Source organism: Curvibacter lanceolatus ATCC 14669, assembly GCF_000381265.1.
Taxonomy (GTDB): Bacteria; Pseudomonadota; Gammaproteobacteria; order Burkholderiales; family Burkholderiaceae_C; genus Curvibacter; species Curvibacter lanceolatus.
The window spans coordinates 300767-326534 of sequence record NZ_KB906253.1 but is presented as its reverse complement, the minus strand read 5'-3'; the positions used below and the strand labels follow the sequence as shown (position 1 = coordinate 326534).

Sequence of the window (25768 nt, the reverse complement as noted above, 5' to 3'; positions counted from 1 at the left end):
TCATGAACGACCACCTTGCCCCCGGCTTCATCTTCGCCACGCACCAGGAGGCAGAGACTGCCCTGCAGACCCTGGGGCGCGCGGGCATCGACCTCAAGACCCTGTCCCTGCTGGGCAAGGGCTACCACAGCGAAGAACACCCCACCGGCTTCTACACCGTGGGCGACAAGATGAAGGCCTGGGGCGCCACAGGCGCTTTCTGGGGCGGCATCTGGAGCCTGTTGCTGGCGCCTGCCGTGTTCTTTCTGCCCGGCATCGGCGTGCTGGCCATGGCCGGCCCGGTGGTGCTGACCCTGGTCGGCGTGCTGGAGGGCGCCGCCCTGGTGGGTGGGCTGTCGGCCCTGGGCGCGGCGCTGACGCGACTGGGCGTGCCGGCCGACGCCCAGATCAAATACGAGACCGCGCTCCAGGTCGACCAGTACGTGCTGGTGGTGCACGGCAGCCTGGAGGAGGTGGCCCGCGTGCGCGAATTGCTGGCCCCGCCCAGCAACAGCAGCCATAGCCCGGTGGGCGCGGTGGGCACGATGGGCACGAAGGGCCCCATCGGCGCCACCCGCGCCGCCGCCTGAACCAGGGCTGGGCCACAACGTGGGCCAGGACACAGACAGAGCGCACAGCCCGGCCCATGCTGGGGTTCCGGGCCCAGGCGCCGGGCCTCCCCCGCGGGGCGGAACCGGCAGGGCCTTCATCAACCCGAACAGGTGAAATACATGACTTTTCTTTCTCAAAAATCCCTGGCCTTGTCGGCCAGCGCTCTGATTCTGCTCAGCCTGGGCGCCTGCAGCGGCATGTCGGGCCGGCAACAGGACACCGCGGTCGGGGCCGGCGTGGGTGCCGTGGGCGGCGCCATCCTGACCGGGGGCAGCGGCATCGGCACGGTGGGCGGAGCAGCGGTGGGCGCGGTGATCGGCAATGAGGTCGGCAAGGACAAGCGCTGAACACGGGCAGGCCGCTGCGAGCGGCCTGCCCTCCCCCCACACGGCGGCCTGCCACCCGGATCACTTGGTCATGGCCACCCCCGGATACGGGGCCAGAGACTGCGCCAGCAAGGCGTGATCGACGCCACCCAGCGGCACGCGCAGGGTCAGAAAGTCATCCACCCATGTCGCCTGCAGCAGCGCGGCCAGACCGGCCTCGTTGGCCCGTGTGGTCAGTTGGATGAAACACAGCGCTTCGCGCTGCCCCCGGTTTGACAAGGTCATGATGCGCAGGTAGGCCACCGGGCCGAACGCGGCACACACCTGCGCCAGTGTGGTGGCCAGGCTTTGCACATCGTCGCAATCGGCCAAGGTGGCTGCGATGGAATTCATACCCTCTTCTCCCTGCTGTTGACGATGGCGCAATTTGCAACAGCGCTGCCAGGGGGTCTGTGCGTCAACCCACACTGATCCGCCCACACGGGGTTCGGGGCGCCGCCGCACAGACGGCCACATGCCCTGGCCCCAAGGTGGAGGCTGGACCTCGGGTCGACCCTAGCTCATCCAAGCCCCAAGGGCGGGTACAGCGGGGCACCCCGACGCCACACCGGCCTGATGCCCCGGTGCCCGGCCAACCAGCAGCCCCATCAAGGTTGCACCCCGCCAGCGCGCCCTGCGCGCCGCAGCGGGCTGCCTTCACAGGAGTTCCCCATGAACACGACACGCACTTTTCTGACCCTGACGCTGGCCACTGCCGCCCTGGCCCTGGCGGGCTGCTTCTCCGTGCCAGCCGGCCCCGCCGGCCCGGCAGGCGCCACCGGGGCCACGGGCTCGATGGGGCCAGTTGGCGCCTCGGGCAACACCGGTAACACCGGCTATACCGGCGCCACGGGTTACACCGGCGCCACCGGGGCCACAGGCGCCACCGGCGGGTCAGGGGCCACCGGCGCCATGGGTGGCACAGGCGCCACAGGCGATACCGGCAGCACCGGCAGCACGGGTGCCACCGGCGCCAAGGGCAACACCGGGGCCCGTGGCACCAGCGCGCCGGCCGATGGCGTGCTGTACGTACCTGCTCGCTGAAAGCCCCACCGCGTGGCCCCGCCCAGGGCTGCGCGGAGCACTCCCCCTGCCCTGCCCCTTCACCTCAACTGCAAAGGCACTGCCATGACCGAATCCCTGCAAGCCCCGCTGGACCTGGGCGCCTTGCGCCAACGGGCCCGCCAACACCTGGAGCAAGGCGCCGTGACGGCCGGCTACCAGGCCGACCGCGAACAGCTGCTGCTGCAGCTCAATGCTGCGCTGGCCACCGAACTGGTGTGCGTGCTGCGCTACCGTTACCACCACTTCATGGCCCGCGGCATCCACGCCCAGGCGGTGGGGGCCGAGTTTCTGGCCCACGCCAACGAAGAGCTGGCCCACGCCGACCAGCTGGCCGAGCGCATCGTGCAGTTGGGCGGGCGCCCTGACTTTTCGCCCGCCACCCTGCTGGCACGCAGCCACGCCGAGTACGTGCCCGGTGAGGGTCTGACCGACATGATCCGCGAAGACCTGGTGGCCGAGCGCATCGCCATCGACAGCTACCGCCACCTGATCGGTGCCCTGCACGGGCAAGACCCGACCACACGCCGCCTGCTCGAAGGCATTCTGGCCGTGGAAGAAGAACACGCCGACGACCTGGCCGACCTGCTGCAGCACGCCCCGCAGGCTGCGCTGCAGCAGCCGGCACGCCCCGCCCTGCTCGCACTATGACACGTCCACCCATCCCTTCAGGAGCCACGCCATGACCCTCGGAACCTTGATGCTGTTCATTCTGATCCTGCTGCTGTTGGGCGTGGTGCCGGCCTGGCCGCACAGCCGTGGCTGGGGCTATGCACCCAGCGGGGGCGTGGGCCTGGTGCTGGTCGTGGTGCTGGTGTTGATGCTGCTTGGGCGGATCTAGGTCAGGCAGCTGAAAACGGTCTGATCACGGGCACACCTCCGCCGATGTGCCCGGGCCGGCCAGCCGGCTCAATGTCGATCGGTGCCAGACGCCCTCGTGCCTTCAGAGGCGGCTCGGTACTGATCCCGGTGCTGCATGAACCGGTGATAGGACATGCGCAGATGAAGCTGCATGACCTGTCTCGCCAACTCTCCGTCGGCGGCAGTGGCCGCCACCGTCAGGTCCTGGTGATGGTGCAAGCTTTGCTCCAACTCGCTGCGAGTGGACAGGTAGAAAGACCGCACGATGATGGGCATGTCAATCATGGTCTCCAGGATCGTCTGCAAGCGAGGCGAACCTGAGGCGTCCAGCAAGGCGCGGTGAAAGCTCCGGTTGGCTTCCTGAATCTGCGCCACAGCGCCCTCACCGCCACGCTCAATCGCGTTGGCCATCTGCTCGTTGCTGGCCTTGAGTTGGGTCACCAATGCCACCCCACCACGCTCTGCCGCCAAGCACGCAGCATACGGCTCCAACAACATCCGGAGCTGGAACGTCTCTTCAATGTCCCAGTCGCTCCACTGGGCCACATGAATGCCTTGGCCAGCATCCGCCGTGGCCAGCCCATCGGCGACCAGCCGCTTGAGGGCGGCACGCACGGGTGTTCTGCTCAATCCAAACTCCCGCGCCAGCGGCTCTTCCTTGAGTTGGGTTCCAGCCTTGTAGTGGCCGCCCACCAGACGCTGCCGTAGCACTTCGTACGCTTTGTCCGAGCCTTGTCTCATCGTGGTCTGTTCCTGCATTCACGTTTTCCTGCTCCGATTGTAGAAGCCACATCGGCCATGCCTTCTTCGCCACATATGTACTGTTAATGTACTTAAATGAGGTTTTATAGGGGTTTACCCGGCACTCAATAGCTTGTTTTGTACTTTTTTTGTATTCTTGCGCCATGAATCAAAAACTTGCGCAAATCGCGATCATTGGTCTTGGCGAGGTGGGGCGGTGCTACGCCAAACCTTTGCATGAAGCTGGTTTCAAACTATTGTTGTGTGAGGCACGGCCATCACCGGCTGCCTTGCAGTTGGCTGCTCAGTGTCGACTCACCGTGCATGAGGCACCTGGCGCATGGCTCGGTGCGGCCGACTGGGTACTGTCTTGCGTCACAGGTGAGCAGGCCTTGAAGGTGGCATCACAAGTGCTGGGCTTCGCCAGGGCAAATGCTGGGCTGGCAGACCTCACCACGGCCAGCCCGGAGATCAAACGCGAGGCCGCCCAACAGGCCGTGCAACGCGGTGTCCGCTACGTGGACACCGCGATCATGGGCGCCATCAGCCTGAACTGGGTACGCACCCCCTTGCTTGCCGCGGGGGCTGGTGCCAACGAACTCAAGACGCTGCTCGAACAGGCGGGCGCCCGTGTTCAGGTCATCCAGGGCGGCGCCGCTGGCGATGCCATCTCTCTCAAGATCCTGCGCAGTGTGTTCACCAAGGGCATGGAAGCCCTGAGCGTGGAGCTGTTGACCAGCGCCGAGAAGCAAGGTGTCAGGGCGCAGTTGTATGAACAACTGAACGATATCGACCAGACCCCTTTGCGCAGCTTCATTGACATGCTGGTTCGCACGCATGTGATCCACGCCAAACGCCGAGCCCATGAAGTGCATGACGCCAACAAGGTATTGGCGGCGCAAGGCCTGCCTTCACTGGTTCTGCCAGGGGTAGAGCAACGGTTCCTCGATACAGCGCGCAAGCTCGATAGCCACCCACTTGAGGTGGCCGACCCCGATATCGACCAAGCGCTGCATTGGCTGCTGGCCAACAACGCCCGCAAGGCCTGACTGAATCCCACCTCATTCAAAAACGAAGGACTCCCATGATTTCCCAAGAAAAGCTCATCCAACTGCGCGACCTCGGCACCGCCACCATTTATGAAGCACAGGGCGCCCAAGGCGCTTTCGACCACGGGATGAAACCGATAGATCCGACCGTGCGCATGGCAGGGCCGGCTCTCACGGTGGATGTTCGGCCTGCTGACAACCTGATGCTGCATTACGCCGTGCTGCAGGCCAGGCCCGGCGACGTGTTGGTGGTCGACGCCAAAGGCTTCATGGAGGCCGGCCCCTGGGGCGACGTGCTGACGCTGCAAGCGATGAAGCAGGGCATTGCGGGGCTGGTGATCCATGGCTGCGTGCGCGATGCCAATCTGATCATTGACTTGGGCTTTCCGGTGTTCTGCCGTGGCCTGTCGATCAAGGGGACGGGCAAGAACCAGCCCGGCAAGGTGAACGTGCCGATCAGCATCGGCGACGCCGTGATCCGTCCCGGGGACATCGTCGTTGGTGACCGTGATGGTTTGGTGGTGGTCGCTCACGATGAAGTGGACAGGACCATCGCAAACAGCCTGGCGCGGGAGGAGAAGGAAATCAAACAGCGCGAAGCCATCGAGGCGGGCACGTCCAACACCTTGGAGTTGCTCAACCTGGGTGACACCCTCAAGCGCTTTGGTCTGGTCTGAGCCAGGCAGCCAAGTACAAACAGGAGACAGATATGCGCAGTGTGTTGAAAATCGTGACCGCCTTGGGACTTCTGATCCAAGGCGCATCCCCTGCCGTGCAGGCGGCAGAGCCGCTTTACCCCAGCAAGCCCGTGCGCATGGTGGTCGCATTTCCGCCTGGCGGATCGGCAGACATCAATGCCCGATCGGTTGCACAGCAACTGGGCAAAGAGCTGGGCGCAACGGTGATCATCGACAACCGGGGCGGCGCTGGCGGAAATATCGGCGCGATTGAAGTCAAGAAGTCCGCGCCCGACGGCTACACCGTGTTCTACGCCACCTCGGCTGTGGTGTTGGCACCCTCGTTGTATGCGAATCCCGGGTTTGACCCCTATTCAGACTTCGTCCCCATTTCATTGACGGCCACGATTCCTCTGGTCCTGGTGGCCAACAACAGCCTGCCCGTCAAAACGCTTGCCGAATTCATCACCTGGGGCAAGAGCCGTGCAGGCAAGGTCAATTACGGGTCCTCCGGCACCGGCGCATTGCTTCATCTCGCAGGGGCGTTGTTTCTCAAGGAGGTCGGCGTTCAAGCTACGCACGTTTCCTACAAGGGCAGTGCGCCGGCCATCACGGACTTGATCGGCGGTTCAACGGACTTCATGTTCCTGCCCGTCAATGAAGCCTCTACGCACATCAAGAGCGGCGCCCTTCGCCCACTGGTCGTGACGAGTGAACGGCGGTCCCCGTTACTCCCGGACGTGCTGACGATGCGGGAAGCCACTGGAAAAATCAACATGGACATGGGGGCCTGGCAGGGCCTGATGGCGCCCAAAGGCACACCTGCCGACGTGCTGGGCAAGTTGCAAGGCGCGCTGCAAAGGGCGCTGGCCGATCCCCCCCTGCGCGACCGCCTCACCGCACAAGGCTCTTTTGTTCTGGGGGGCACGCAGAAGCAATATGTGGACTACATGAAGGCAGAGGGTGCCCGTTGGGCCGCCGTGGTGCGCGAGACGGGTGCCAGGCTCGATTAAGCCCCCACCCATCAACGCCCCCCCCCACGGACTCAGGCCTCGGAAAGCTGATGCCCATCGCGGGCTGCCAGCCTCCACAGCGGCGGCTGGGCGCGCTCCCAGTGGCGGTGCGGGCCTGGGAGCGGTGCCGCCTGGGAGGTTCGGGGGCCCCTCCACCCACAACGCACCAGGGGCTCACAACAGGCGCGCCAGCCGGCGCGCCCCCCATTCCTTGAGCCGCCACGACAGCGGCCGTTGCTGCCATTGCGCCCAGGTGATGGGCGTGGCCGCCAGCAGATCGGCCTCGAAGGCCTGCTGCAGCGTGGCGGCAAAGCCCTCGCCCAGCACCACGGCATTGATCTCGTCGTTGTCCAGGGCACTGCGCCAATCGAGGTTGCTGGAGCCCACGCAGGACCACAGGCCATCGATGACGGCCGTCTTGGCGTGCAGCAGCACGCTGCGCATTTCGAACACCTCGACACCGGCCTGCAGCAGCTCGGTGTATTCGGAGCGCCCGGCGTGGAAAGTCAGGCCCGAATCGGACTGGCCCGGCAGGATCAGTTGCACCTGGACGCCGCGCGCGGCCGCCGTGGTGAGCGCACGCATGAGCTGCCTGTCCGGCACGAAATAGGCCTGGGTGATCCGGATCTGCCGCTGCGCCTGATCCAATGCGGCCAGCAGGCTCAGGTACATCAGGCTGTAGGGATCGTCGGGCGAGCTGGCGATGGCACGCACCACCTGCGGCCCCATCGGAGGCACGACCGGAAAGTAGTTGCGCCCGGCCAGCACCGGCCCGCGCTGGCGCTGCCAGCTTTGCAGAAACAGGCGCTGGAATTCGGCCACGGCCGGGCCCTCGATGAGGATGTCGGTGTCGCGCCAGGGCAGCGCTGGCACAGCGCCAGTTCCGCCACTGGCTTCACCACCTTTCTCGGCGCCCGAGGCTTTGCCCGGCCGGTGCCTGAGCCCACGCAGCGATGAGCCACTGGCATACACCCCGCTGATGTTGACGCCCCCCAGAATCGCCAGCTGGCCATCCACCACCAGCAGCTTGCGGTGGTCTCGGTGGTTGGGCGCCCATGGCGCCAGCGCCGACCAGGGCTGCAGCGGGTTGAACTCCAGCACCTGCACGCCTGCATCGCGCAGCCGCTCGAAGAAGGCCGGGTCCGTGCCCCAGGCGCCCACGCTGTCGTAAATCAGATTGACCTGCACGCCCGCACGCTGGCGTGCCAGCAGCAGTTCGGCAAAGCGCTCGCCCACTGCATCGTCATCGAGGATGTAGGACTCGAGATTGATGTGGTCTTGCGCCTGGGCGATGGCCTCGAACATGGCCTGGTAGGTGGCGGCCCCATCCTGCAGCAGGCGGGCCCGGTTGCCCAGCACCAGGGGCCGGCCCACGATCATCTGCTCTTGCGCAATGCGCTCGTCCAGGCCCGAGGCATCGCCCCAGCTGCCCTGCAGTCGCTGTACCAGGGCCGCGCTGCGCTGGGCCGACAGCTGGCCCCAGGCCGCCTGGAAATGCGGTGTGGCACTGGGCTGCACCTGCCAGCGCCACACCGGCAGCTGGGCGCAGCCCGTCAGGGCCAACACGCAGCCTGTCAGACACAGGGCCTGGGTCAGCCTTCGCCGGGCAAAGGCTGGGCGCCGACTCATGGCGCGGCCCCCAAGCGCCGCAGGCTGGCCGGGCCCGAGGTGAGCGGGCTGAATTCGGCCGCCCGCGCGGCGCCAGGTGTGGCAGCGCCTTCGCTGGCGCTGATGCGTGCCTGCTGAGCCACATCGTGCGGGTAGTTTGACCCGGCATAGCGCCGTTGATAGGCAGGCAGCGGCCAGGCTGGGGGCGTGGTGCGCCGGTTCCAGCGCTGCCAGCCCAGCGGCAGGGCCTGCCAGCCCTGGCCCCAGTGTTCGTCCCAGCGGGGTGCGGTGTCGAGCGGGCCGCCACGCAGTTCATCGGGCGGACGGTGGTAATAGCGCAGGGGCACGCGCAGCAGGAACAAAGGCACCTCGTCACGCCACATCAGCTGCCAGGGCCCGCTGTACCAACGGCTGCGGTACCAGCGCTGGTCGCGGAAGAACCAGAACGCCCCCTCATAGAAGAAGTAATTGGCCCGCCCGCCGGGCTGGTAATACACCGGGTAGCCCGGCACGGGTACCAGGCGGGGGTAGGCCGACAGGGTCAGGCCGATGCTCTCGCCAGCCAGCCACGCATCGGCTTCGGCCACCACCGGCTTGACCACAGGCAGCGGCCACTGGGCTTGCGCGGCGCACGCCAACGCTCCGCCCCACAAGGCCCAGGCAGCCCAGCGCGGCCTGACGCGCGCGCCCACAAAGCCCTGAGATTCAGCGTTGTTCACCATCGTCGTCCCGCACCCCCTGGGCGCCCAGCCAGAAAAGGCAGGCCGCGGTGACGCCTTGCAGACGCCCGGCCAGCCACCAGCCCACCAGCCTGCGCCCCCTTGCAGCGTGTGTCGGTGCGGCGGAGCACGTGGAGAGGCGCCCGCAGCAGGCCGAAGAAACGCCATCCCGTCGCCTCTGTGCCCGGGCGCACAGACCGGCCGCCAAAGCGCAGCTCAGCATGGCTTGATGCCTGCCGGCCCGCCGTGGCCCATTTCAGGGCCCGGCGCTGGCGGGCACCCGTCTTGAAAGCCCCCATGGAACTCAACCCACACGACCTCGGCCACCTGTTTCTGCAACTGGGCCTGCCTGCCGAGCCGGCCGAGCGTGATGCCTTTGTCCGAACGCACCGCCTGGCCGCGGGTGTGCGTCTGTCCGAGGCGCCGTTCTGGAACGCCTCACAGGCCGAATTTTTGAAGAAGTCGTTGGCCGATGACGCCAGCTGGAGCGCCCAGGCCGATGAATTGGCGGCACTGCTCAGTGCCGAGCCGCCGGCCGACGAAGAGGGTTGACCCCTGGGATCATGTGCGTGAGCGCACCGACGCTTCCCACAGACGCCCCCACAGTGAACGGCTGGCGGGCCTGGCCCGCTCTGGATGTATTCAGACCGAACTCAGAACACGCTGCCCAGGAGGCCCCATGAACTTGCGCCCCGCCTTGCTGAGCCTGATGCTGGCCTGGGCCATGGCGGCCCGGGCCGCCGAGCTGCCCGATGCCAGCCATGGCCAGTTGCTGTACGACACCCATTGCATCAGCTGCCACGGCACCCAGGTGCATTGGCGCGGCCAACGACTGGCGCATGACTGGCCCTCCCTGCAGGCGCAGGTACAGCGCTGGCAAAGCAACTCCGCCCTGGGCTGGCGCGAGGCCGATGTGCAGGATGTGGCGCGCTACCTCAGCGACACCATCTACCACTTCGAGCCTGGCGCCTCGGCGCAAGGGCCGACACCCGCACTGTCGCGACTGCAGGCCCTGCCATGACGCAGCCCCGGACAGCTGCCCCAGCTGCCCACCGCCCCCGCCGATCCTGGAGCGCGTGGCTGGCCGGGGTGCTGCTGGGTGTCCTGCAGGTCACCTGGGCGCTGGCCGTGGACGTATCACTCATTGGGCCGGTCTGGGCCTCGACCCAGCCCGCTGTGCGTCAGCACGCCGGTCTTCAACGATGGCCGCCAGCCCCACCTCTTTTGTCTCCACTTGCCTCATCCGAAAGAAACCCATGAAAACCGCATTGAATGTCTGGCCCCTGGCCTGCGCCCTGGTCGCCGGCCTGGCCCTGAACCCCTTGCCCGCTCTGGCACAGGACGCCTCGCCCAAGCCCATGATGCAGGGCGGGGGCCACCAAGAAGGCCAAACCGGCCCCAGGCACGGGGCGGGCCCGGAGCATGGCGGCACCCGCCATGCCGGGGTGGAGCAGCACATCCAGACGCTGCAACAGCGCCTGCGCATCACGGCCGCCCAGGCGCCGCAATGGGATGCCGTGGCACAGGCCATGCGCGAGTCGGCACGCGAACTTGACACCGCCATGGCACGCCGAGGGGCGCAGGTGCAGGCCGGGCCCGTGGCGGCCACCGACTCGCTGAAGGCCTATGCCCAGATGGCCCAGGTGCATGCTGACAGTGCCGGGCGTCTGGCCTCTGCGTTTGCGCCGCTGTACGCGGCCATGAGCGCCGAGCAGCAGAAACAGGCCGATGAGGTGTTTGCCCAGCGCATGCGACCAGGCCCCAGGTGAGCCGGCCCCATAACGTGATGACGATGCAAGGCGCCCCCATGAACCGCATTCCACCCCGCCACCTGGCCTCAGCACTGGCGCTGGGCTTGTTGCTGGCCTGCACCAGCCCCCTGGCCCAGGCCGAGCTGAGCATCAGCATCGGCCTGAACCCCTACGGCTACGTGCCCTACCCCGGCCCTGTGTCGGTCTACCCACCGAGCCCGGTGTACTACCCACCGCCAGTGATCTACCTGGGCAATGGCCGCTGGGGCCACGACGATGACGACGATCGCCGCCACCCAGGGGCTTGGCCGCCACCCCGGCCCAACCCCAACCACGGCCATGCCCAGCCGGGTGGCGGCGGCCCCCACGGCGGCGGTCGCAGGCACTGAGCCGGCCCGGCCGTGGCCTGTACTGAACGTGCGCCAACGCACGGAAAGCGCCGGCCACCGGGCGCCATACTGACCCATGAACACTCACCACCCAGCCGCCCCCCCAGCCGACGCGTTCGGCATGCCTCCTTGCGGCAGCGCCCGCCCCACCCCGACAGGAGCCCGGCCATGACCTACCAGGGCGCCCGGGCCCAACCGGTGCTGGACGAAACCCACAAGGTGTTTGAACTGTCGGCCGCCCATTGGGATGCGCAGGACCAGATCAGCCATGTGCGCTGGGTGGAGGTGCATGCCGAATCGAACCTGGACGTGGGCGCTTCCAGCGTGGTGCCGGTGGCCGATGTGATCGACGCGCTGCACGATGGCGCTCGGGTGATGGCGGTGTTTTCACCAGCGTCTGGCCTGCCACGCGGCTTGCAGTTCGAGGTGGTGGAACACCCGGACGGCCACGAGACCATTGCCCTGGCCTCCCACGCAGGCACCGAGACCCATGCCAGCCCCGGCCTGCATGCGCTGATCACCCTGAACCCCACTGAGCTGGACAGCCAGGCCGGGCCGGTGCCCACAGCCACGCCCCAGCCCACACATGCGGTGTCGGAGGTGGCGCTGGACGGGGACGGGCGCGTTACCGCCGTGCGCTGGGGGCAGGTCGATGTGCAGCGCAACGATTGGGCCGGCACCCAGCAACACGCCGATGTGGCGAGCGTGGTGCGGGCCCTGCATGCGGGGCACGCGGTATTTGCGCTGTTTCCGGCCACCCACGGGCATGTGCACGAGCGGGAGTTCATGGTGGTCCACTATGGCAACGGCTTGCAGACCATTGCCTTGCAAGGCCCCAGCACGCACGAGCGCGAGATCCACGACATGACCCATTTTGCATGGCCCCTGCTGGCCCGGAACTGACGCCGGGCGCTGGCCCCGAAAGGAGGCTGCGCGTGCCACCACGCCAGGGTGCAGCAGCGCACGGACAAGGCTCGCTCTTGCGCCCCACCATGGGCTGCACTGGCCCCGCACACGGGCCCCGCAGAACCCGATCCTGACGGATGACCCACCGGACCCACACCATGAGCCAAGCTGCCTACCCTCCCATTCCGCACCGGCCTCTGGGCGCCTCTGCACTGAGCCCGCAGCAGCACCACCTGCAGGCGGCCGAGCACCTGAACAAGGCCGCTGCGCAGCACCAGGAGGCAGCCCGGCACCAGGCCAGCGGCGATGGGGTGGCCGCGGCCCAGAAGGCCAAGGCAGCGGCCCAGCACACCGCCACGGCGGCGGAACACGCTCGCCAGGCGATGAAGAAATAGGCTCCCTGGGCACACCAAAGACCACCATGTGCAGTTGCCTCGCAGGGGCCAGACCGCTCCATAACCCCGCCATCGACAGGGGCGTCGCCATGAGCTGCGGGGCCTGCGCCTTGCTCGCGCTGACGCAGCCCCAACTCACCGAGTTCGACAACACCCTGGCGCCGGGGCCGTTCGGGCCGCCCCGCCTGCTGGCGCTGGCCCGGGGGGCCGTCCTGTTCCGCCAGGGCGACGCCTGCCGCGCGGTGTATGCGGTGCGTACGGGGGGGCTGAAGTCCGAGGTGGTGTCGGCCGACGGACGCCACCAGACCGTGGGTTTTCACCTGTGCGGCGAGCTGGTCGGATTGGCAGCGCTGGGGTTGGGCCGCCAGATCGGCGAAGTGATGGCGCTGGAGGATTCACAGGTCTGTGTGCTACCCCTGCGCCACCGCCCCGATCCGATGGCCTTGCCTGCGCTGCTGCAGCAGCGGCTGCTGGCCGAACTGGGCGAGGCATTGCAGCAGGCCCACCAGCTGCAGATTTTGCTGGGCTGCAGCAGCGCCCAGGTCAGGCTGTGCAGCTTCGTGCTGGAGCTGAGCCGGCGCGCCCGCCTGCAAGGCCTGTCAGCAACCCGGCTGCGCCTGCCCATGACGCGCCATGACATCGGCAGCTACCTGGGTCTGACGGTGGAGACCGTGAGCCGCATGCTCTCGCGCCTGCACGATGCCCGGGTACTGGAGGTGCACCGGCGCGAGCTGCGGGTGCTCGACGCGCCCACCCTGCAACGCCTGAGCGCCACCCCCGAACGCGAACGAATGGCCGGCAGACACCGGCCCCAGCACACCGGGCCGCCCGCCCTGCCCGGCTGGGAAGCGGTCCAGGCTGGAAGCTCAGGGCCAGGTCACGCCGCAGGAGCCAGCGCCGCTTGATCAACGCTTGATGCGGCTGATCTTGGTCCCTTCAATGCTCAGGCTGGCCATCAGGCCTTGCTGATCGGTGATGAAGGCGTAGGCATCGTCCTTCAGGGTGGAAGTGGACAGATTCTTGGCCATGCCCTCATTGACCGCGACCACCGTGGGGCCGACGCCGAACTCCCAGCCCTTGGATTTAGCCAGGTAATTGACAGCCTTGTCGCTCATCAGAAACACCACGTAGGCATAGGATTCCGCCCCCACCTGCCAGCCCCATGAGGCCGACACGGTGTTGTAGAAGTCGCTCACCTTGCCGCCACGCAGCAACACCCCCTCGCCGTAGCTGCCGCCGAACACCAGGCCGGCCTTCACCACCTTGGGGAACACCAGAATGCCCTTGGCCTTTTTGCTCAGCAGTTCGGCGCTGGGTTGCACCTTGTACAGCGCTTGCAGTGATTCGGTGGCGTCGCGCTCCAGGTCCTGGGCGTTGGCCGCCGCGGCAGGCAAGGCCACGCTCCCCAGCATGAAGGCGGTGGCTGAGAGCAGGAGCAGTTTGTGGATGGTGCGTCGAATCGGGGTCATGGGACTTTCCTTGAGCTCGGCAGGATGCCGATCCTGCTCAGGGTAAGCCGCAGCGGCTGGCGCAGACTGTGCGCCAGCCCACCGATTCAGAGCTTGAGCATGTGCTCGTAGTCGCCGCGCTCAAGCGCGTAGCAGTTGCAGCTGGCGTGTTGCAGGCCGGATCGGTCCAGCACCAGGATCTGGCCGCGGCTGTACTGGATCAAGCCCTGGTCCTGGAACAGGCCGGCCTGCAGGGTGACCCCGACACGGCGCATGCCGAGGGCCGCCGCCATGGTCTCGTGGGTCAGGCGCAGGTCGGCACTGCGCATGCGGTCCTGGCACATCAGCAGCAGGCGCGCCAGCCGTTGGGCCAGCGAGTGAAAGCGCCCACAGGCCGCCATCAGGCCCATTTGCGACAGCTCAAAATACAGGTAGTGGATGAACAGCCGGTTGAGCCCGCTGTGGCGCAGCGTGAGCTGCTGCAGTCGCAGCAGCTCGACCCGCCAGGCCCGGCCCGGGCCGGTCACCACGGCATCAAAGGCGCAGGCCGACACGCCCAGTGCCTGGCCGGCCCCCAGCATGCCCTCAAAGCCGATCAGGCCGATCTCGAAATGGCGCTGCCCCAGGGGCCGGGACAGCAGCGAGACCATGCAGTCGACGGGGAAATACACCCACTCCAGGGACTGGCCGGCGTGACCGAGCTGCTGCAGTTCGGTCACCTCCACCAGCTCTGCACCGGTCAGCAGGTTGTGGCGTGCGGCCTCATCCAATTGGGCAAGCAAGCGGTTGGCAAGGCGTAGATCGATGACGGGCTCCGGGGGTGTGCCCGAAAGGGCTTTCTGATTGTGGGTAGTCATGGCTTTTAGATCCGTCCGGCAACGAACAAAGGCCGTTGCACCAGGCCTCCTGGCGGGTGAGCCCCAGCGCAGGGTGGGGAGTACCGAGCCGGCCGCAGGCGGGCGCTCATACGTCGACCTGCCCGGCCAGCACGGACTGCGTGCGCAGGTAGAAGCCCAGCTCGTTGATGGTGACCAGGCTGCGGTTGGAGGCGAACAACTGCTCGATGGAGCGTGTCTTGGCCACGGCCAGCGGGGTCTCGCCGCGCAAGGCCGCCACATAGCCCAGGATGGCCCAGGGATAGGGGTCGAGCTTGCCCGTCTCCCAGCCTGGCGACAACGCGTTGAGCGTGTTCCAGCCGTAGCTGAACAGGGGCGCCAGCTCCACCAGGCCAAAGGCCTGCGGATAGATCTGGCAGGTAGTGCCCGGGTAGAACACCGCGCTGGTGGGTTGGTTGCCATCGCTGGGTGCAAAGGCCTTGGCCGTGCTGTTGAAGCACTGGTTGACCAGGCCCAGGGCCACGTTAGAGGCCAGCAGATCGTAGTAGTTGGCCTCGATCAGTTCGCTGCGGCTGCGCAGCAGTGCGGCCAGATCACGCAGGCCGCGGTAGCCCTCGCAGTTGTCCATCAGGTAGCCGAAGGAGTTGGTCTGGCTGCGCGGCGCCTGGAACACCGAGGCCAGACCGCTGGCCTTGGCCGTCAGGGCCAGGTTGCGGTAGGCGATGTTCTTGAGGGCCGCCTTGTTGGCCTCCCACCAGGTCCAGTTGCTGCTGGCCCGCACATAGCGCACGGCCAGCGAGAGAAAGGTCGAGGCGTAGGCATCGTCCGAGTCGGAGGGCACCAGCGTGAACACCGAGGGGTTGGCCCGGCCGAACGGGAAGTTGACGTCCTGGATGGTGCTGCTGGCGCTCACGTTGCGCAGGTACAAGTCGAGGTAGCTGCGGATGTACAGCTCCAGATCCGGCACGCTGAGGCGCTGCACCAGGGGCAGCAGCCCGAGGTTGGTGAAATACCAGTTCAGCCGTCCGTTGGGCGCGATCTCGTAGCCCCCGGCATACGGGCCGGCGGTGATGCGCAAGGCCTTGAGCTCGGCCACGACATCGATGGCGGTCGCGCTGGTGCCGGGGGGCACGCAACTGACCTGGGACTGCGCGGGGTTCGCAAAGACCAGGGGCAAGGCAAGCAAAGGAGCAGCGGTGAGCAGGCGACGGCGGAGCATGGATTTCCTAGCGACCCCCGCCCTGCAGAAACAAGTGGATTCCGCTGGACCGGGGTCAGATGGCCCGCCGGGCCTTCATGCATCGCAACCGCGCGGAGCGCAGTGCGGCATGACGCCTTGGGGGGTGAGGCCATTCTGGGGAAATACAGGCTTCGATTCGCGTACGGTGCGCTTCCGCACAGACGTTGCCGGGCGGCGCGCAAGCGCCCTGGAACAGGGTGATGCTCTAGGCCGCCCCCCGGGTGGGCGCCAGTGGCGGCGCCAGGCTCACGATCCAGGCGTACAGCGCCACAAAGACCATCATGTCGAACAGCGCACCAAAGCAGATGTAGAGCACCGGCATGAAGGCCACCGACAGGTGTTGCAGCACCACCAGGTGCACCAGGGCCTGGTGCGGCACCATCAACACGAAGTACCCCATCAGCAGCACGGCGCTGCGCAGCTTGACCCAGAGACTGATGTTCAGCGCAAAGTAGCCCAGGCCGAGCAGCACCGGGATCGCCACGATCAGCACGTCGCCGGTGTCCAGCACATCGCCCAGGTGATCGAGCACGCTGTGGGGCAGCGCATCCGGCGCCCACCAGAAGTAGGCCACGGCCACCGCCTGCACCACCACCACCACCCGCACCAGGTACTTGATCGGCAAAGCCTTGCCAGGCCAGCGCCCCGACACCAGCCAGGCCAGCAGGCACAGCGCCGCGCCCAGCCACACCCCCGATGACAGCGACAGGGCCCAGGACGCATCGCCGGGTGACCAGATCAGGTCCAGCCCGTGCCCCTGCGGCCTGTCGCTGGCCGGGTCGGCGCCGGTGCGCAGCTTCAGGGGCAGGTGCAGCCAGCCGGCCCAGGCCAGCAGGTAGGCCTGCCAGAAGGCGTACAGCCAGGTCTGCGCTGCCAGCGCCAGCCCCGACAGGGCCAGGGGCAGCAGCGTCATCTGCAACAGCAGGCGCGGGCCCGGAATCAGGCGCTGGATGGAGCGGTGCGGGCTGCCCAGGCGGTGCTCGGTCTGGGCCTGGGCCAGGATCTGGCGGGCCTGGGCAAAGGCGGCCTCGCGCACATGGGGGGGTGCGTGGTGGAGGGGGGCGTGGTGGGATTCAGGCATGCCGTCCGCTTTCATGGAAAGTCGTGAAACAGGCCCAGGGTCAGGCCGCTGCGCACGTAGTAAGGGTTGCTGTAGCGCTCGGCGGCCACCAGCCAGCCCCAGTCTGGGCTGACCCAGTGGCGCCACGACGCGCTGAACTGGCGGCTCTGGAAATTGACCAGGGTGGTGTTGGCCGCGATGGCCTGGTAGCCCTCACCGCCATAGGCATAGCGCACGGTGCCCAGGTCTTGCCGGAAGTGCCCATAGGTGAGGGCCGCAAACTGCTGGTGCGTGCTGATGCCCCCGGGGTTGCTGCGGTTCAGGCGCAGGCCGGCTTCGACGATCCAGGGCTGTTTGAAGTAGTAGGTGCCGCCCAGGCTCAGGGCATGGTCGATGTGGCCGTCGGGGGCCTTGTAGTAGGTGCCCCCCAGGCTGGTGACCAGTTGGCGGCTGCCACCCCATTTGCGGCTGGCCGTCAGGTCCACGCGCACCCGGGGCAGGTAGAAGGCGCCATCGCCCGCGCCCACGGTGAGGTTGCCATACCAGTCGGGCGAGAACGTGAGCGTGTCGCCCACCGCCAGGTATTTGCCGTCCTGCCCGAAGGCATGGCGGGCGGCCAGCTCGCCCTGCCACACGTGGGGGCCGGCCTCGTAGGTGCCCACCGCACGCTGGTCGCGCCAGTTGCCGTAGCCGGCCGTGAGGTGCTGGGCCGAGGTGCTGAGCTCCAGCCGACGCACCGGTGCGCGCTCACTGACCAGGGGCGCGTTCGGCAGGGGCGTGCCCTCGGCGGCCTCCAGTTGGGCCGGCGCGTTGTTCAGGTCTTGCGCGTGGGCTGCACCAAGTCCCATCAGCAGGGGCCAGGCCACCAGGCCCACCCAGGCGCAGATCCGGCGCGGGCGGTTGAGGGCGCGGCTCATGCGTACAAGGCCTGGGCCGTGGGGGTGCGCAGCGCCGGCACCGGAAACGGCGGCCAGACGGTGGCGGCCTGCTGGGCCGATTCAAATGCCACCGACTCGACCAGGATGGCCGCAATGCGCTGGGCGCTCTGGCCGTCGCCAAAGGGGCTCTGGCTCAGTTGCATGCTGCGGTAGATCTGGGGCTGGGTGAGCAGGGCATCGGCATGGGCCGTGATGGCCTCCACCGAGGTGCCCACCAGCACAGCCCCACCGGCCTGCACCAGCTCCTGGCGTTCGGTGCTCTGGCGGGCCACCAGCACCGGCTTGCCGAAGGCGGAGGCCTCTTCCTGGATGCCGCCCGAATCGGTGAGCGCGAACTCGCACTGCAGCAGCAGGCTGATCATGGTCTGGTAGCCCAGCGGCTCGCTCAGGCAGATGCGTTCGCGCACCTGGGCCGGCATGCGTGACAGCACGCTGTTCACATCGGCCTGGACGCTCGGGTTGGGGTGCACCGGCCACAGGGCCACGGTGTCTTCGTGGTTGGCAATGATCTGGGCCACGGCGGTGGCCACCGAGCGGATGGGTTGGCCCCAGTTCTCGCGTCGGTGGGCGGTGATCAGCATCAGCTTCTTGCCCACATGGCGCGCCAGAAAGCTGCGGATCGGTGGGGGCATGCGGTCCTGCGACGCAGGCTCGCTGCGGCTGAGGCGGTCGCGGGTCCAGCAGGCGGCGTCGATCACGGTGTTGCCCACCTCGAAGATGCGGGCCAGATCCACCCCTTCGCTGAGCAGGTTGTACTTGCACTGGCGTGTGGGCGCAAAATGCCAGCGGCTCAGGCGGCCGATCAGCTCGCGGTTCTTCTCTTCGGGAAAGGGTTCACGCTCGCCGGTGCGCAGACCGGCCTCGACATGGCCGACGGGGATGTCGTGGTAGTAGCCCTGCAAGGCGCCCACCAGCGCGGTGGTGGTGTCACCCTGCACCAGCAGCACATCGGGTTTGAGCTGTAGCAGCGCGGCGTCGATGGCATTGAGCAGGGCCGAGCTGAGGTGGGTGAGCGAGGGGCTTTGCCGCTGCAGGGCGATGCTGATGTCGGGCTTCATGTCAAAGAACCGGTACAGCGCCTGGGCCACCTCTTCGTGCTGCCCGGTGTGCAGCACTGTCACCTTCTGGCCCTGGGCCTGCAGGGCGCGGTACACCGGCGCCATCTTGATGATTTCGGGCCGGGTTCCCATGCAGAGAAGGTAGTTCTGGGGCGTCATGTCGTTGGCTCCTGGGTGTTGTGAGCGGGGGCACCGCGTGCTTGCAAAAAATGAGGCTTGGCAGGGACGGCTCCCCGCAGGACAGGGGCGGCTTCAACGGCAGGAGGCATCGCTGGCGGCCTCGCTGACCTTGTTCTTGCGCAGGATCTGATGCACCACTTCGTCGGTGACGATCCAGTGCGCCGAGCCACGTGCGCCGGCGGTGTAGCGCAGCCAGCAGCCGGCGGTCTCGAAGTCGCGCGCCTTCAGCGCCACGATGGCCACCAGGCCCCAGGCAAAGTCGGTTTTCGACTGGCTGAGCCAGCTGGCGCGGTGTTGCCGCATCCAGTCGCGGTAATGAACGCGCTGGTCCAGCGCCTGCAGCTTGAAGCTGAACAGCATGGGGTACAGCTGGGCCACGTACTCGGGGTAGAAGGTGGGGGCCACCGTCAACTGACCGGGCTGGGTGGAGACCAGAAAGCGCCCGGTGTCGGGGTTCCAGAAAGTGTCATGGATGGAGCGCTCCAGCCGGCGTCGCCGGGCATCGACCTGACCGCAGTCGCGCTGGCAGGGCTGGCTGTAGGACAGCACTTCCAGGTTGTCCATGAACAAGGCATGCGGGTAGACCGGCGACACCAGGTACACGCCCCGCTGCGGATCGATGAGCCGCTGCAGGGCCTGTACGCTGCTGTCACGGCTTTTGCGCCACACCGGGCTCTGGGCCAGGCCCTCGGGCATGGTGTCGAGCAGCTTGAGCCACAGCGCCAGCAGAGTGTCGTCGGCATCGGCCGTCTTGCAGGGGGCCCACACCGGGCCGGCGCGGCAGAAGCGGTCAAAGGTGGCATCGGGCTTTTGCCGGCTGACCAGCCAGTCGGCCCAGCGCCGGGCATAGGGGCCCGCGTCCAGACCGAACTCATGGGCCAGCAACAGGGCCTGCAACGCAAAGTAGGGGTCGATGGTGTCGCCCTGGTGCTGCACGCTGATGGCGCCGTCGGCACCGGCATAGCCGTCCAGGCTCAGCGGGTAGGCCTGGGCCGCCACGGCAGCAGCGGCCTGCCCCAGCAGCAGGATCAGGGTGGGGATCAGGGCTCGGGTCAGGGTCCGGATCATGCGGCCCATACCACCCCCATGTTGCGCGCCCAGACCGTGCCGTGCGCATGGGCCCCGCCCTCCACCAGGATGCTGTCGGCGCTCACGGTGGTGGGCGCATCGTGCCGCCCCAACCGCACCTGGGCGCCGACCAGGATGATGGTCTCGGAGATCACCGGCCCGGCCACGCTGGCGCCCTCCAGGATCTGGATCTGTTTTTCGCTGGTCAGCGAGCCATCCATGCGGGCCTCGGCGCCCACCACGATGCCGTCGCGCGCCTTGACATCGCCCACCACCTCGGAGCCGGCACCGATGAGCAACCGCCCGGTGACGATGAGGGAGCCGACATAGCGCGTGTCCTGGGCCAGGCGGCAGTCCCCCCGGATCAGGGTCAGGTGCTCGGTCTGGCGGATGGCGCCCTGCAACTCGCTGAGCAGGGCCTGGCGGCGCGGCCGCCGGCTCGGCACGCCACGCACTGCACCGACCTGACCGAAGTTCACGTCAGGGGCCTGCACCCGCTCGAAGCAGCAGTCGGGCGCCAGGGTGACCGACTCCATCGAAGACACCCGTCGCGTGACCTTGCAGCCCTGCGCCAGCTGCACCTTGCCGTCGGCGTGCGCCCAACTGCGCACCGCGCTGCGCGCACCCAGCTGCAGAGCCCCCTGCACCAGCAGGGCATCGAAATCGCTGCCGGCCCCGGCGTTGAGATCGCCATGGACAAAGACCTGCGTCGGGCACTCGATGGCCTGGTCGGTGCTCAGATCACCCAGCGCAATCACCGGGCGCTGGGCGCCGCGCCAGTCCACCCGGCGCACCTGTGCACCCACCATGTCGAAGTGGTCGGCCAGGTGAAGCTGGGGGCTGCGCAGGTGCTCCTGCACATCGGCCCGGAAGCGGTCGGAGAAGTGGTCGATGTCGCTGCTGTAATTGGGCAGCACGCGCAAGGCCGCGGTGTCGCTGGGGCGCAGCCACTCCAGCCAGCTGGGGCCGAAGGCCAGCACCAGAAAGGCCACGGTGAGCGCGATGAGGCACAGGTAGGCCAGGGCGGAGCTCAGGTCGTAGTTCATTCGATGCTCGGCTTTCTGTAGCGGACGGTTTTGTCCCAGACCATCTCGCGGTGCAGCAGGTGGTCCAGCAACAGGCTGAAGACCGAGGACGAGATGGAGAAAAGGCTCACGACAAAGCCCAGCAGACTCATGGGCAGCAGGCGCAGGCGGCGGCGGTTGCCATCAAGCATCACCGCCATGGCCATCTCGAAGAAGGCCGCAAAGTTGCCCACCGTGGCATAGGCCATCAGTGCAAACACCGGGATCAGCTCGGTGAGCAGGGTGCCCGCATTGAACAGGTACAGGCCCATGGCCAGCACCCAGCCCAACAGCAGCAGGGGCGGCAGCGTGAAGACGAACAGCAGCAACAGGCCGTCCACCCGCTCGCGGGTGCTGAGATAGGGGCTGGTGGCAAAGCGGTAGCCATAGCGCAGCAGCACCTGGTTGTGGCCCTTGGACCAGCGCTTGACTTGCTTGATGCGCACGGCCCAGTCTTCGGGCACCTCTTCGTAGCACTCGGATCGGTTGGTGTAGACGGTCTTCCAGCCATTGAGCAGCAGGCGGTAGGTGATGTCGGTGTCTTCGGCCAGGGTGTTGTCGTTCCAGCCGCCCACCGCGGCCACGGCCGACAGGCGCACCCCGCCGACGGTGCCACCGTACTGGGGCACCAGGCGCAGGTTCATGCGGGCCTGCTGGTCCACCTGGTAGCCGCCGGCACGCTCCAGATCCAGCAGCCGGGTCAGCAGGTTGGCGCCGGTGTTGACGGGCACCACCCGGCCCATGACGGCGCCCACCTCGGGGTCGAAGAAGGGCGCCACCAGCTGTTTCAGCAGGCCCCGGCCCGGAACGTAGTCGGCATCGAAGATGATGACGATGTCGCCCTCCACATAGGCCAGCGCGTCTTTCAGGGCGGCCGCCTTGCCCGCCTTGCCTCCGCGGCGGTGAAAGGGCGTGATGCGGCCGGGGTAGCGGCGTACCCAGTCGTCCACGATGGCCTCGGTGCCGTCGGTGGAGCGGTCATTGACCGGCACGATCTTGATGCGGGCCGCCGGGTAGTTCGAATTGATCAAGGCGCCCAGACAGCCAGCCACCACCGCCTCTTCGTTGTGGGCCGCGATCAGCACCGTGATCTGCGGCCAATCGGCGATGTCGATGTCCAGATAGGGGTGGCGCTGGGTGCCGAACAGGCGGTTCAGGGTCAGCACGGTGTGCCGCAGGGCGTAGACCACCATCACCACGATCACCCCGAACAGCAGCGTGGCCACCAGCGCCATCAAGGCATGGGGCCAACTGCCCTGCACCAGCACCGCCGGCAGGGGTACGATCGGTGCTTCCGGCAGCGGCCCGCTCTGTGCCCAGGCCGTGGCTTGCAGGGCAAGCAGCCCGACCGCCAGGAGGGCTTGGCCGAGACGAGCGACGGCATACCCTGCCCGCGAAAGGCTCGGCTGGTACAGATCGGTGGAAGCGGGCGTTTGAGAAGAGTGCTTCATGGGGACCAGTTGCTCCTTGCCGGTTCAGCGTTGAAGGGCGGCGGGGCCCCGGGTTGTGTCTGAATGTATTTGCGGCACCCGGCAGGGTCTGTGCGAAAGAGAACATTGCGCGGCAGACGCTGGAGTCCAGTCGCATCGTTTACTACCTTCAGGTAGAACCAGCCTCAAACGGTGTGGCCTTGCGCACAGACGCGAGCGGCCGGGGCGAGCACGATCGTCCATCGCTTTTGCACGGCTCCGGCCCTGTTGCAAGGCCCTGTATTTGACGGAGTTCTTTGGGTTGCGCCACAAGCTGATATGGGCCCGTCATACCTTGGGCCCGACACTTGTGGCGGGCTCTTTTTTGCAAAACAGCTGTCTAAAAAAAGGTGGCCAAAGAGATCCCCATGAATACAAGAATCGCCCAGAGCAGCAAGCCAGACACCGGTCTCATCAAGGCAACGCCCCAGCGAACCGCACAAGCCATCTTGGAAGCCTTGTGCAACGGCTATGCCGTGCGCCCGGCACAGGTGTGGGTCACCGTGACAGCCCACCAGGCCCGTCTGGTGGGCGAGGTGGACTGGAAATACCAGCAACAAGGGGCCACGCGATGTGCACTGGCCACACCAGGCATCCACAGCGTGGACAACCAGCTCACCTTGACACCCGAGTTGGCCGGCGCGTTTCTGAACCGCTCGGCGGCTGCCGCGCCATGCGATCGCCAGTCAACGCTGGCCATCTGACCCTCAGTAGCCAGAGGGCTTCGGCGCTTCGCCACCGCTTCGGGATTCACACCCGCATGACGCCAGGATGGCTGGATGAGGGATGCCGGGCAACAGTCAGCCGGGCGGTGTTGCTCAGAGCAGTGCCCACTGTTTCAGCAGCGGGTCTCTCTGCTCCCGAAACCCTTGCGCCTGGTCGACCAGCCAGCCCCGTACCGATTCGACCTCGTCAGGCGCCCCCCCGGCGCTGACCAGAAAATACGCGGCCCTGGATCGAAGCACCATCGGGAACGGCGCACACAGGCGCCCCGCCAGCAGATCGCCCAGCACCAGGGTCAAGCGGCCCATGGCCATGCCCTGATGAGCCGCAGCCGCCTCCGAGGCCAGCAAGGACAGGTTGAAACTGCGCCCCTGCGCAAGCCAGGCCGCGGGCTTGGGCGAGCCAGCATGCTGCAGCCATTGCTGCCATTCCTCGCCGGGCTGGGCGCCCGCCCAGGGCGCCTCGTCATGCAGCAGCAGTGCGCCGTCCAGATCGGCAGCCGAGCGGATCTCCGGGTGTTCGGCCATGAAGCGGGGGCTGGCCACAGGCAGCAGAAACTCCTCCAGCACGGGGTGGCTCACCAGGTCAGGGTAGTGACCCAGGTCATAGCGCAAGGCTGCGGCCAGGCCTTCAGCGTGCATGCGTCTGGCATCCAGCGGATGGAACTCGGCCATGACCTTGAGGCCGACCTCCGGCAGACGCCGATAGAAATCGCCCAGCCGGGGCGTGAGCCAGCTCATGGCAAAAGAGGGTGAACAGCTCAGCAACAGTGACTGGTTCGCGTCGGCGCTGCGGATTTGCGCCAGGGCCTGCTCGATGGCCTGCAACGAAGTGGTGAGCGCCGCGGCCAAGCGCTGCCCCTCGGGGGTGGGCACCAGCGAGCGGGCGCTGCGTACCAACAAGGTCTTGCCGGCCCAGTCTTCCAATTGACGCACCTGCTGGCTCACGGCCCCCTGGGTGATGCAAAGGTCTTGCGCTGCCTTGGTGAAGCTCTGGCAGCGGACCACGGCCTCAAAGGTGCGGGCCCAGACCAGCAGGGAGGGGGAAAGGCGCAGGCGGGTCACCATCTTCACATTGGTCAAACTAATGAACCACATCAGTATAGGCCGCTTCACTCTGGAAGGATCTACAGGAACAATGCAGCCATCCATTAGCGAAGCTGCCTATGAACACCCGCCAGACACCCCAAGCCGTCCCCTCCCCAGACACCCCCCGGCAAGGTGTTGCCTTTGACATCGCCGGCCTGCTGGCCGGCAGGCCGGTGCTGTGGACGCAAGCCCTGGGGCCGGCCAACCCCGTGCAGGACGAGGCCGCCGAAACCTTGTCGGCGGCCGCGATCGAGGCGGCCCGGCAGCGACTGCAGCGCTTTGAGCCGCTGTTGGCCCTGCTTTTTGAAGGGCTGCAAGCCAGCGGCGGGCAGATCGAATCGCCCCTGCTGCGCGTGCCTGAACTGCAGGCGGCCCTGGGCCTGCCGGCCAGCCAGGGCAGCCTGTGGGTGAAGGCCGATCACCTGCTGCCCGTGGCCGGGTCGGTGAAGGCGCGCGGTGGCACCCACGAGGTGATCGAGTTCGCCGAGAAGCTGGCCCTGCAACACGGCCTGATCGGCCCGGGTGGCGACTACCGCACCCTGGCCAGCCCCGAGGCCCGCGCCCTGTTTGGCCGGTACACGGTGGCCGTGGGTTCCACCGGCAACCTGGGGCTGGCCATCGGCACCATGGCTGCGGCACTGGGCTTTCGCGCCGAGGTGCACATGTCGGCCGACGCCAAGGCCTGGAAGAAGGCGCGGCTGCGCAGCCGCGGTGTGAGTGTGATCGAACATGCTGGCGACTACGCCGATGCCGTGGCCGCCGGGCGGGCCGTGGCTGCGGCCGACCCGCACTGCCATTTTGTGGATGACGAGCGCTCCACCTCGCTGTTTCTGGGCTACGCCACGGCCGCCGCACACTTGGCAGCCCAGTTGGCCGAAGCGGGCTGCCGTGTCGATGCCCAGCACCCCTTGTTCGTCTACCTACCGTGTGGCGTGGGTGGCGCACCCGGGGGGGTGGCCTATGGCCTGCAACAGGTGTTCGGGCCCCATGTGCATTGCGTGTTGGCCGAACCCACCGCATCGCCGTGCTTTCTGGCGCAGCGGCTGGCGGGCTGGCCAGGGCTGCCGGCCACCGGGCCACACCCCAGCGTGTACGACATCGGCCTGAACAACCACACCGAGGCCGATGGCCTGGCCGTGCCCAAGGCCTCCACCCTGGCCGCCGCCGCCGTGGGCGGGCAGATCGCCGGCATCTACACGGTGCAGGATGACACCCTGCTGCGCCACCTGTGGCAGGCCCAGGCCAGCCAGGGCCTGCGCATCGAACCCTCAGCCGCTGCAGGCCTGTCGGGCCCGGCCATGCTGCTCAACACCCCTCAGGGTGGGGCCTATCTGCAACAGAAGGGCCTGGCCAGCCAGCTGGCGCAGGCCACCCACGTGGCCTGGCTGACGGGGGGCATGCTGATGCCCGAGGCCGACTACCAGGGCTTTGTGCTGCGGGGCCAGGCCAGCGATCAAGCCCAGGCCTGA

The 25768-nt window shown here is 67.3% G+C and carries 31 protein-coding genes; 17 read left to right on the top strand and 14 right to left on the bottom strand.

The window, feature by feature from the left end; all coding sequences use genetic code 11:
- The first annotated feature begins 2 nt into the window (after nt 1–2).
- Nucleotides 3–569: a hypothetical protein gene (locus F624_RS0101595; protein WP_019572502.1), complete on the top strand. Its 567-nt coding sequence runs from the start codon at nt 3–5 to the stop codon at nt 567–569.
- Nucleotides 570–710: 141 nt separating this feature from the next.
- On the top strand, nt 711–938 hold the full coding sequence (locus F624_RS0101590; RefSeq protein ID WP_019572501.1) for a glycine zipper 2TM domain-containing protein: 228 nt from the start codon (nt 711–713) through the stop codon (nt 936–938).
- A 60-nt stretch (nt 939–998) separates the two neighbouring features.
- On the opposite strand, the gene F624_RS0101585 is transcribed toward F624_RS0101590, so the two are convergent.
- Nucleotides 999–1310 (bottom strand): hypothetical protein, encoded by a 312-nt coding sequence (locus F624_RS0101585; RefSeq protein ID WP_019572500.1) that lies wholly within the window; start codon nt 1308–1310, stop codon nt 999–1001.
- 318 nt (nt 1311–1628) lie between these two features.
- On the opposite strand from F624_RS0101585, the gene F624_RS35605 reads away from it, so the two are divergent.
- The 3 genes from F624_RS35605 to F624_RS33875 all read left to right on the top strand — a co-directional run bounded on the left by F624_RS35605 (nt 1629) and on the right by F624_RS33875 (nt 2859).
- Complete coding sequence (locus F624_RS35605) at nt 1629–2000, top strand: hypothetical protein (protein ID WP_019572499.1); 372 nt, start codon at nt 1629–1631, stop codon at nt 1998–2000.
- Between the two features lie 84 nt (nt 2001–2084).
- Entirely contained in the window at nt 2085–2669 is a 585-nt protein-coding gene (locus F624_RS0101575; RefSeq protein WP_019572498.1) for a ferritin-like domain-containing protein, read from the top strand.
- A gap of 31 nt (nt 2670–2700) precedes the next feature.
- Nucleotides 2701–2859: a DUF3309 family protein gene (locus F624_RS33875; RefSeq protein WP_043328040.1), complete on the top strand. Its 159-nt coding sequence runs from the start codon at nt 2701–2703 to the stop codon at nt 2857–2859.
- 68 nt (nt 2860–2927) lie between these two features.
- Here F624_RS33875 and F624_RS0101565 read toward each other — a convergent pair whose 3' ends face one another.
- Entirely contained in the window at nt 2928–3620 is a 693-nt protein-coding gene (locus tag F624_RS0101565) for a GntR family transcriptional regulator (protein ID WP_051107297.1), read from the bottom strand.
- Nucleotides 3621–3784: 164 nt separating this feature from the next.
- Between F624_RS0101565 and F624_RS32020 the strand changes: the two genes are divergently transcribed.
- From F624_RS32020 to F624_RS0101550, 3 genes are read left to right on the top strand one after another with little or no spacing between them, the layout of a single operon-like run.
- Entirely contained in the window at nt 3785–4669 is an 885-nt protein-coding gene (locus F624_RS32020) for an NAD(P)-dependent oxidoreductase (protein WP_031253828.1), read from the top strand.
- A gap of 14 nt (nt 4670–4683) precedes the next feature.
- Entirely contained in the window at nt 4684–5346 is a 663-nt protein-coding gene (locus F624_RS0101555; protein WP_273421773.1) for a 4-carboxy-4-hydroxy-2-oxoadipate aldolase/oxaloacetate decarboxylase, read from the top strand.
- 32 nt (nt 5347–5378) lie between these two features.
- Entirely contained in the window at nt 5379–6359 is a 981-nt protein-coding gene (locus tag F624_RS0101550) for a Bug family tripartite tricarboxylate transporter substrate binding protein (protein WP_019572493.1), read from the top strand.
- 174 nt (nt 6360–6533) lie between these two features.
- Here F624_RS0101550 and F624_RS0101545 read toward each other — a convergent pair whose 3' ends face one another.
- Nucleotides 6534–7988: a phospholipase D-like domain-containing protein gene (locus tag F624_RS0101545; protein ID WP_031253826.1), complete on the bottom strand. Its 1455-nt coding sequence runs from the start codon at nt 7986–7988 to the stop codon at nt 6534–6536.
- Nucleotides 7985–8686, bottom strand: a complete 702-nt coding sequence (locus tag F624_RS0101540) for a hypothetical protein (RefSeq protein WP_169426519.1) — start codon at nt 8684–8686, stop codon at nt 7985–7987. The genes F624_RS0101545 and F624_RS0101540 overlap by 4 nt, the downstream gene beginning before the upstream one ends.
- Nucleotides 8687–8983: 297 nt before the next feature.
- Here F624_RS0101540 and F624_RS0101535 point away from each other — a divergent pair, with 297 nt between their 5' ends.
- The 7 genes from F624_RS0101535 (at nt 8984) to F624_RS0101500 (ending at nt 13032) form a co-directional block, all read left to right on the top strand.
- On the top strand, nt 8984–9238 hold the full coding sequence (locus tag F624_RS0101535; RefSeq protein WP_019572490.1) for a DUF2789 family protein: 255 nt from the start codon (nt 8984–8986) through the stop codon (nt 9236–9238).
- A gap of 127 nt (nt 9239–9365) precedes the next feature.
- The gene (locus tag F624_RS0101530; RefSeq protein WP_019572489.1) at nt 9366–9707 is read left to right on the top strand and encodes a c-type cytochrome; all 342 of its coding nucleotides are present in this window, start codon (nt 9366–9368) and stop codon (nt 9705–9707) included.
- 235 nt (nt 9708–9942) lie between these two features.
- The gene (locus F624_RS35315; protein WP_019572488.1) at nt 9943–10455 is read left to right on the top strand and encodes a Spy/CpxP family protein refolding chaperone; all 513 of its coding nucleotides are present in this window, start codon (nt 9943–9945) and stop codon (nt 10453–10455) included.
- Between the two features lie 38 nt (nt 10456–10493).
- Nucleotides 10494–10826 carry a hypothetical protein gene (locus F624_RS0101515; protein ID WP_157443271.1) on the top strand — a complete coding sequence of 111 codons (333 nt, stop codon included), beginning with the start codon at nt 10494–10496 and terminating at the stop codon, nt 10824–10826.
- A gap of 168 nt (nt 10827–10994) precedes the next feature.
- The gene (locus F624_RS0101510; RefSeq protein WP_019572486.1) at nt 10995–11729 is read left to right on the top strand and encodes a hypothetical protein; all 735 of its coding nucleotides are present in this window, start codon (nt 10995–10997) and stop codon (nt 11727–11729) included.
- Nucleotides 11730–11890: 161 nt separating this feature from the next.
- Nucleotides 11891–12127 carry a hypothetical protein gene (locus F624_RS0101505; protein ID WP_051107268.1) on the top strand — a complete coding sequence of 79 codons (237 nt, stop codon included), beginning with the start codon at nt 11891–11893 and terminating at the stop codon, nt 12125–12127.
- Between the two features lie 89 nt (nt 12128–12216).
- Nucleotides 12217–13032, top strand: coding sequence for a helix-turn-helix domain-containing protein (locus F624_RS0101500; RefSeq protein ID WP_019572484.1), 816 nt, complete (start codon nt 12217–12219; stop codon nt 13030–13032).
- On the opposite strand, the gene F624_RS0101495 is transcribed toward F624_RS0101500, so the two are convergent.
- The 9 genes from F624_RS0101495 to F624_RS0101455 form a co-directional block, all read right to left on the bottom strand.
- Nucleotides 13033–13596, bottom strand: coding sequence for a lipid-binding SYLF domain-containing protein (locus F624_RS0101495; RefSeq protein ID WP_019572483.1), 564 nt, complete (start codon nt 13594–13596; stop codon nt 13033–13035).
- 86 nt (nt 13597–13682) lie between these two features.
- Nucleotides 13683–14432 carry a Crp/Fnr family transcriptional regulator gene (locus F624_RS0101490; RefSeq protein WP_019572482.1) on the bottom strand — a complete coding sequence of 250 codons (750 nt, stop codon included), beginning with the start codon at nt 14430–14432 and terminating at the stop codon, nt 13683–13685.
- A gap of 106 nt (nt 14433–14538) precedes the next feature.
- On the bottom strand, nt 14539–15630 hold the full coding sequence (locus F624_RS0101485; RefSeq protein ID WP_019572481.1) for a hypothetical protein: 1092 nt from the start codon (nt 15628–15630) through the stop codon (nt 14539–14541).
- A gap of 226 nt (nt 15631–15856) precedes the next feature.
- Nucleotides 15857–16732 carry a hypothetical protein gene (locus tag F624_RS0101480; protein WP_031253817.1) on the bottom strand — a complete coding sequence of 292 codons (876 nt, stop codon included), beginning with the start codon at nt 16730–16732 and terminating at the stop codon, nt 15857–15859.
- A gap of 11 nt (nt 16733–16743) precedes the next feature.
- Nucleotides 16744–17628 carry a YaiO family outer membrane beta-barrel protein gene (locus F624_RS0101475; protein WP_019572479.1) on the bottom strand — a complete coding sequence of 295 codons (885 nt, stop codon included), beginning with the start codon at nt 17626–17628 and terminating at the stop codon, nt 16744–16746.
- Nucleotides 17625–18866 carry a non-hydrolyzing UDP-N-acetylglucosamine 2-epimerase gene (gene wecB, locus F624_RS0101470; protein WP_157443270.1) on the bottom strand — a complete coding sequence of 414 codons (1242 nt, stop codon included), beginning with the start codon at nt 18864–18866 and terminating at the stop codon, nt 17625–17627. The genes F624_RS0101475 and wecB overlap by 4 nt, the downstream gene beginning before the upstream one ends.
- 93 nt (nt 18867–18959) lie before the next feature.
- On the bottom strand, nt 18960–19955 hold the full coding sequence (locus tag F624_RS0101465; protein ID WP_157443269.1) for a hypothetical protein: 996 nt from the start codon (nt 19953–19955) through the stop codon (nt 18960–18962).
- A complete protein-coding gene (locus tag F624_RS0101460) occupies nt 19952–21001 on the bottom strand; it encodes a bactofilin family protein (RefSeq protein WP_019572476.1) in 1050 nt (349 codons plus the stop codon). Before F624_RS0101460 ends, F624_RS0101465 begins: the two co-directional genes overlap by 4 nt.
- Complete coding sequence (locus F624_RS0101455; RefSeq protein ID WP_019572475.1) at nt 20998–22470, bottom strand: glycosyltransferase family 2 protein; 1473 nt, start codon at nt 22468–22470, stop codon at nt 20998–21000. Before F624_RS0101455 ends, F624_RS0101460 begins: the two co-directional genes overlap by 4 nt.
- 386 nt (nt 22471–22856) lie before the next feature.
- Here F624_RS0101455 and F624_RS0101450 point away from each other — a divergent pair, with 386 nt between their 5' ends.
- A complete protein-coding gene (locus tag F624_RS0101450) occupies nt 22857–23192 on the top strand; it encodes a BON domain-containing protein (protein ID WP_157443268.1) in 336 nt (111 codons plus the stop codon).
- Between the two features lie 114 nt (nt 23193–23306).
- Here F624_RS0101450 and F624_RS0101445 read toward each other — a convergent pair whose 3' ends face one another.
- On the bottom strand, nt 23307–24308 hold the full coding sequence (locus F624_RS0101445; protein WP_245573533.1) for a LysR family transcriptional regulator: 1002 nt from the start codon (nt 24306–24308) through the stop codon (nt 23307–23309).
- Between the two features lie 68 nt (nt 24309–24376).
- Here F624_RS0101445 and F624_RS0101440 point away from each other — a divergent pair, with 68 nt between their 5' ends.
- Nucleotides 24377–25768, top strand: a complete 1392-nt coding sequence (locus F624_RS0101440) for a D-serine ammonia-lyase (RefSeq protein ID WP_019572472.1) — start codon at nt 24377–24379, stop codon at nt 25766–25768.

Coding starts and splice junctions, on each gene's coding strand:
- F624_RS0101460 (WP_019572476.1), bottom strand. CDS start 21,001: ATGAACTACGACCTGAGCTCCGCCCTGGCCTACCTGTGCCTCATCGCG.
- F624_RS0101575 (WP_019572498.1), top strand. CDS start 2,085: ATGACCGAATCCCTGCAAGCCCCGCTGGACCTGGGCGCCTTGCGCCAA.
- F624_RS0101455 (WP_019572475.1), bottom strand. CDS start 22,470: ATGAAGCACTCTTCTCAAACGCCCGCTTCCACCGATCTGTACCAGCCG.
- F624_RS0101530 (WP_019572489.1), top strand. CDS start 9,366: ATGAACTTGCGCCCCGCCTTGCTGAGCCTGATGCTGGCCTGGGCCATG.
- F624_RS0101545 (WP_031253826.1), bottom strand. CDS start 7,988: ATGAGTCGGCGCCCAGCCTTTGCCCGGCGAAGGCTGACCCAGGCCCTG.
- F624_RS0101495 (WP_019572483.1), bottom strand. CDS start 13,596: ATGACCCCGATTCGACGCACCATCCACAAACTGCTCCTGCTCTCAGCC.
- F624_RS0101585 (WP_019572500.1), bottom strand. CDS start 1,310: ATGAATTCCATCGCAGCCACCTTGGCCGATTGCGACGATGTGCAAAGC.
- F624_RS0101450 (WP_157443268.1), top strand. CDS start 22,857: ATGAATACAAGAATCGCCCAGAGCAGCAAGCCAGACACCGGTCTCATC.
- wecB (WP_157443270.1), bottom strand. CDS start 18,866: ATGACGCCCCAGAACTACCTTCTCTGCATGGGAACCCGGCCCGAAATC.
- F624_RS35605 (WP_019572499.1), top strand. CDS start 1,629: ATGAACACGACACGCACTTTTCTGACCCTGACGCTGGCCACTGCCGCC.
- F624_RS33875 (WP_043328040.1), top strand. CDS start 2,701: ATGACCCTCGGAACCTTGATGCTGTTCATTCTGATCCTGCTGCTGTTG.
- F624_RS35315 (WP_019572488.1), top strand. CDS start 9,943: ATGAAAACCGCATTGAATGTCTGGCCCCTGGCCTGCGCCCTGGTCGCC.
- F624_RS0101550 (WP_019572493.1), top strand. CDS start 5,379: ATGCGCAGTGTGTTGAAAATCGTGACCGCCTTGGGACTTCTGATCCAA.
- F624_RS0101515 (WP_157443271.1), top strand. CDS start 10,494: ATGAACCGCATTCCACCCCGCCACCTGGCCTCAGCACTGGCGCTGGGC.
- F624_RS0101510 (WP_019572486.1), top strand. CDS start 10,995: ATGACCTACCAGGGCGCCCGGGCCCAACCGGTGCTGGACGAAACCCAC.
- F624_RS0101475 (WP_019572479.1), bottom strand. CDS start 17,628: ATGAGCCGCGCCCTCAACCGCCCGCGCCGGATCTGCGCCTGGGTGGGC.
- F624_RS0101490 (WP_019572482.1), bottom strand. CDS start 14,432: ATGACTACCCACAATCAGAAAGCCCTTTCGGGCACACCCCCGGAGCCC.
- F624_RS0101595 (WP_019572502.1), top strand. CDS start 3: ATGAACGACCACCTTGCCCCCGGCTTCATCTTCGCCACGCACCAGGAG.
- F624_RS0101590 (WP_019572501.1), top strand. CDS start 711: ATGACTTTTCTTTCTCAAAAATCCCTGGCCTTGTCGGCCAGCGCTCTG.
- F624_RS0101485 (WP_019572481.1), bottom strand. CDS start 15,630: ATGCTCCGCCGTCGCCTGCTCACCGCTGCTCCTTTGCTTGCCTTGCCC.
- F624_RS0101535 (WP_019572490.1), top strand. CDS start 8,984: ATGGAACTCAACCCACACGACCTCGGCCACCTGTTTCTGCAACTGGGC.
- F624_RS0101565 (WP_051107297.1), bottom strand. CDS start 3,620: ATGAGACAAGGCTCGGACAAAGCGTACGAAGTGCTACGGCAGCGTCTG.
- F624_RS0101465 (WP_157443269.1), bottom strand. CDS start 19,955: ATGATCCGGACCCTGACCCGAGCCCTGATCCCCACCCTGATCCTGCTG.
- F624_RS0101440 (WP_019572472.1), top strand. CDS start 24,377: ATGAACACCCGCCAGACACCCCAAGCCGTCCCCTCCCCAGACACCCCC.
- F624_RS0101505 (WP_051107268.1), top strand. CDS start 11,891: ATGAGCCAAGCTGCCTACCCTCCCATTCCGCACCGGCCTCTGGGCGCC.
- F624_RS0101500 (WP_019572484.1), top strand. CDS start 12,217: ATGAGCTGCGGGGCCTGCGCCTTGCTCGCGCTGACGCAGCCCCAACTC.
- F624_RS32020 (WP_031253828.1), top strand. CDS start 3,785: ATGAATCAAAAACTTGCGCAAATCGCGATCATTGGTCTTGGCGAGGTG.
- F624_RS0101445 (WP_245573533.1), bottom strand. CDS start 24,308: ATGTGGTTCATTAGTTTGACCAATGTGAAGATGGTGACCCGCCTGCGC.
- F624_RS0101480 (WP_031253817.1), bottom strand. CDS start 16,732: ATGCCTGAATCCCACCACGCCCCCCTCCACCACGCACCCCCCCATGTG.